The following is a 3,594-nucleotide window of genomic DNA, read 5'->3' on the forward strand; positions in this document are numbered from 1 at the left end:
TGGCCAGGAACTCGCTCTTGGCCCGGGTCGCCGACTCCGCGGCCTCCTTCGCCTCCCGGAGCTCCGCCTCGGCCTGCTTCCACGCCGTGATGTCGCGGGACACCCCGACCAGCCCGACGACCTCGCCGTCGGGCCGTCGCAACGGGACCTTGGTGGTCAACAGCCACTGGTCCTCGAACGGCTCTTCCTTGTCACGGATCGCGGTCCCCGTCTCGACGACGAATCGGTCGTCCTCGCTGAAGATGGCCCCGAACTCGTGAGCGTCGTCGGCGTCCCTGCGGCCCACGGACTCGTCGGGGTTCGCGAAGCCGAGCGCACGAGCGCTGGCGATGTTTCGGAGCGTGGCTTGGCCCTCCGCGTCTTTGACGTAGATGTGATCCGGGATCGTGTCGATCACCGTCCGGAGCAGGCGGCGCTGTTCGGCGACCTCGGCCTCGCGTGACTCCGCCGCCTCCTTGGCGTCCTCCGCAGACTGCTTGGCGCGGAGCAGTTCGAGTTCTGACTCCTTCCGGCTCGTCACATCGCGCATGGTGCTCACCAGACCGATGACCTCGCCCTCGAGGTCACGGAGCGGCACCTTCGTGGTCTCCTTCCACCCGCCACCGAACAATCGCTGAGACACTTCCGCCAGAACCGGCTCGCCGGTCTCCATCACGCGCACGTCATCGGCGTGGAACTCGGCAGCCAGCTCCGGCGATTTGCTGGTGTCGAAGACGGTCAGGCCGATCGTCTCCTCGACGGTGTCGTAGCCGATCACGCGGGCGTCCGCGATGTTTCGGGTGATGCAGCGTCCGTCCCGGTCCTTGACGGTGATAAAGTCCGGGATCGTGTCGATCACGCTTCGCAAGAGGTGGCGTTGCTCATCGGCCTCGATCCGGGCGCGCTTGGCCTCGGTCACATCGCGCGTGAGCCCGACGACGCCGACGACCTCCCCGGTTTCGTCCCGGAGGGGGACCCTCGAGGTCAGCCCAAAGCGGGCGCCCTCGAGGTCGCCCATCGGATGCTCGATATCGAGAACCGCTTCGCCGGACTCGAGGACGACCTGGTTTCCACGACTGACCATCGTCGCGGTCAGAGGATCGAAAACGTCCGCTGGCGTGCGGCCCTCGATATCGTCTACGGTCTCGACGGTCATGTCTTGGAGAGCCCCCTCGTTACCGAGCACGAACCGCCCGTCGCGGTCGAGGACAATGACCCGAGCGGGAACGGCATCGATGACTGTTCGCAGGAGCCGCTCGCGGGCCTCGAGGGCTCGCTGCCTCTCACGGAGCGCCCGGCGGATGTGCACTTGGGCGCTCGCGCTCACTCCTGCGAAAGCCGTAAGGAACACGGAGTAAAGGAAGAGCAAGAGCGTGGAGCCGTTGACCTCGACCATGACCGTGAGGGGCACGACCATCGCCAGGAGGATGGTCCCCACGACTCGCCACACCTGCCCGACCGTCGACGCGTAGGGCGCGATGGCGAGCACGGCAGCGCTCACAACGGTGAGTATCCCGATGGTCCAGGGCGCGTCGAACTCGTTGGCCGCGGCCAGCCACGTGGTCATCACGACCGTTGCGACGGCGCCGGTCATACCCGCTCCGAGCGGGGACCTGCGGACGCGTGGGCTTACGAACGTTAGCCCGAGGAGTGCCGTAACGAACCCTGCGAGGGCAAGCCGAACCTCGATCGGGTCGTAGTACTCGGGATCGATGAGTCGGTACACGAACCAGAACAACACGACCGCGACGGCTACGCCGACCAGGATCCACCGTTGCGCGACTAGCACTCCGTTTCCTTTCGAGCGGCGTTGCTTGGGTACGACCCCGAACGAATTGGAGCGATTGGCCATCTGTGCAGCCCACTCGACGGACGGCCGAAACACGAACCGAGCTACCAAAACGACGACGAGGAGCGTGAGACCGAGAAGGACCATCTCGATCCAGCGCAGCCCGCTGATGGCCTTGCGCGTATCGGCGTCGAGGGCGAACACAACACGGTCCATGTGAGGCAAGAACACCTGCTCGGCCTCGAGGACGGACGCGAGCGCTAGGACTGCGGCATCGTCGTCGCCGGCCTCGAGGGCGCTCACGAGGTCGGTAGCAGCGACGGAGAGCCGTTCGACGGTCGGTGAGAGCGAGTCGAGCGACACGTGGATCGTCCGGTTCGATATGCCAGGGAGGCCCCGATCGGCGTCGCCCGTGAGGAGCCCGCTATGGACCGACACCCACTCGTCCACATCGGCCGCAAGGCGGTCGCTCTCGAGGTCGCGGCCGGCGCGGGCGGCTAGGGCTTGTTTCGCAATCCTCTGGCTCAGCATCCGCTGACGCCCCGCGAGGTTCACCTCGCGACCAGACTCCGCTTGGCTGTGCAGGCTGTGCTGGACCAAGACCTGACCCGCAACCGCGAGGAAAGCGATCAGCGATAGCCCGAACACGTACCGGATCGTCAGCTGGCGGCGGATGGTGTTGGAATCGGACATGCGGAGAGGGAGTCGCTCCCAGGTATCGGTCGGTCCGGCGGTGCCTGAAGCACCAACCTGATGAGCGTTAGCTACCGACCACCTCTACTCCCTTCCTCTCAAGCGCGGCCTCGAGTTGATCGAGACGCACCGGCTTGGAGAGGTAGTCATCGGCTCCGGCCTCGAGGCAGGCCTCGCGGTCCCCGTCCATCGCGTTGGCTGTGAGCGCGATGACGTGAGGCTGGGGCCCGTCCCACTCGCGGATCCGGCGCGTCGCCTCGAGGCCGTCCATGACGGGCATCTGGACGTCCATCAAGACCACGTCGTACGCCGAGTTTTGGACGGCCTCGACAGCCTCGGCGCCGTTGACCACGGTCTCGTGGTCGCACCCGAGGCGGTCGAGCAAACGAGCCGCCACCTTCTGGTTGACCAGGTTGTCGTCAGCGATCAGGACCCGCACCCGATCGAAGGCCTCTCGGTCCTGCGCAGGACGCGCGACGAACGGGCCGAGAGACACGTCCGTGGCCCCGCTGTCGTCGCAGAGGGCAGCGGTCAAGGCGGCGTGGAGCGAGGCCGACTTGACAGGCTTGAGTAGAGTATCGGCCACGTCGGAAGAAAGCGCTCGTCGCTCGTCGGGGTCGCTAGCGACGGTCGAGATCAAAATGACTGCGGGCGCGCTCGTTTCGGCATCGCGGCTCTCGAGGGTGGCACCCGGTAAGCGCCGGAGCGCGGTACGTCCCTCCCGGACCAAGACGGCCTCGTCGACCAGGACGGCGTCCGGCGGCCGGCCGTCGAGGGCGAGGGAGGCCTCGAGGACCGTCCCCGCTGCGACGGTCTCCATCCCCCACTGCCGCGCCATGCCGACGAGTCCGTCCTGGGTGACCTGGCGCGCATCGAGGACGAGAACCCGCTTCCCGCGGAGCGCAGGCTGACGGTCTTCGAGGTCGGGGCGGCCCGACCGTTCGGCGACGTGGGTCTCGATGTCGAACGTGAACGTCGAGCCTTCGCCCTCGACGCTGGCGACGGACATCGACCCGCCCATCATCTCGGTCAGGCGGCGGCAGATCGTGAGCCCCAGGCCCGTCCCACCGTACTCCCGCGTCGTCGACGCGTCGGCTTGCGAGAACGACTCGAACACGGCGTCCAGCTTGTCC

Annotated in this window: 2 protein-coding genes; both read right to left on the reverse strand. The window is 67.0% G+C overall.

Going from position 1 to position 3,594, the window contains the following annotated elements; all coding sequences use genetic code 11:
* Positions 1 to 2,461, reverse strand: a 2,461-nt coding sequence (locus WBA11_RS10875; protein ID WP_424520711.1) for a PAS domain-containing protein, incomplete at its 3' end; no start/stop codon positions are given.
* A 67-nt stretch (positions 2,462 to 2,528) separates the two neighbouring features.
* Positions 2,529 to 3,594 (reverse strand): response regulator (locus WBA11_RS10880; protein WP_424520712.1); only part of this gene is annotated, 1,066 nt, incomplete at its 5' end.

This window comes from Rubrivirga sp., assembly GCF_049648075.1.
GTDB lineage: Bacteria > Bacteroidota > Rhodothermia > Rhodothermales > Rubricoccaceae > Rubrivirga.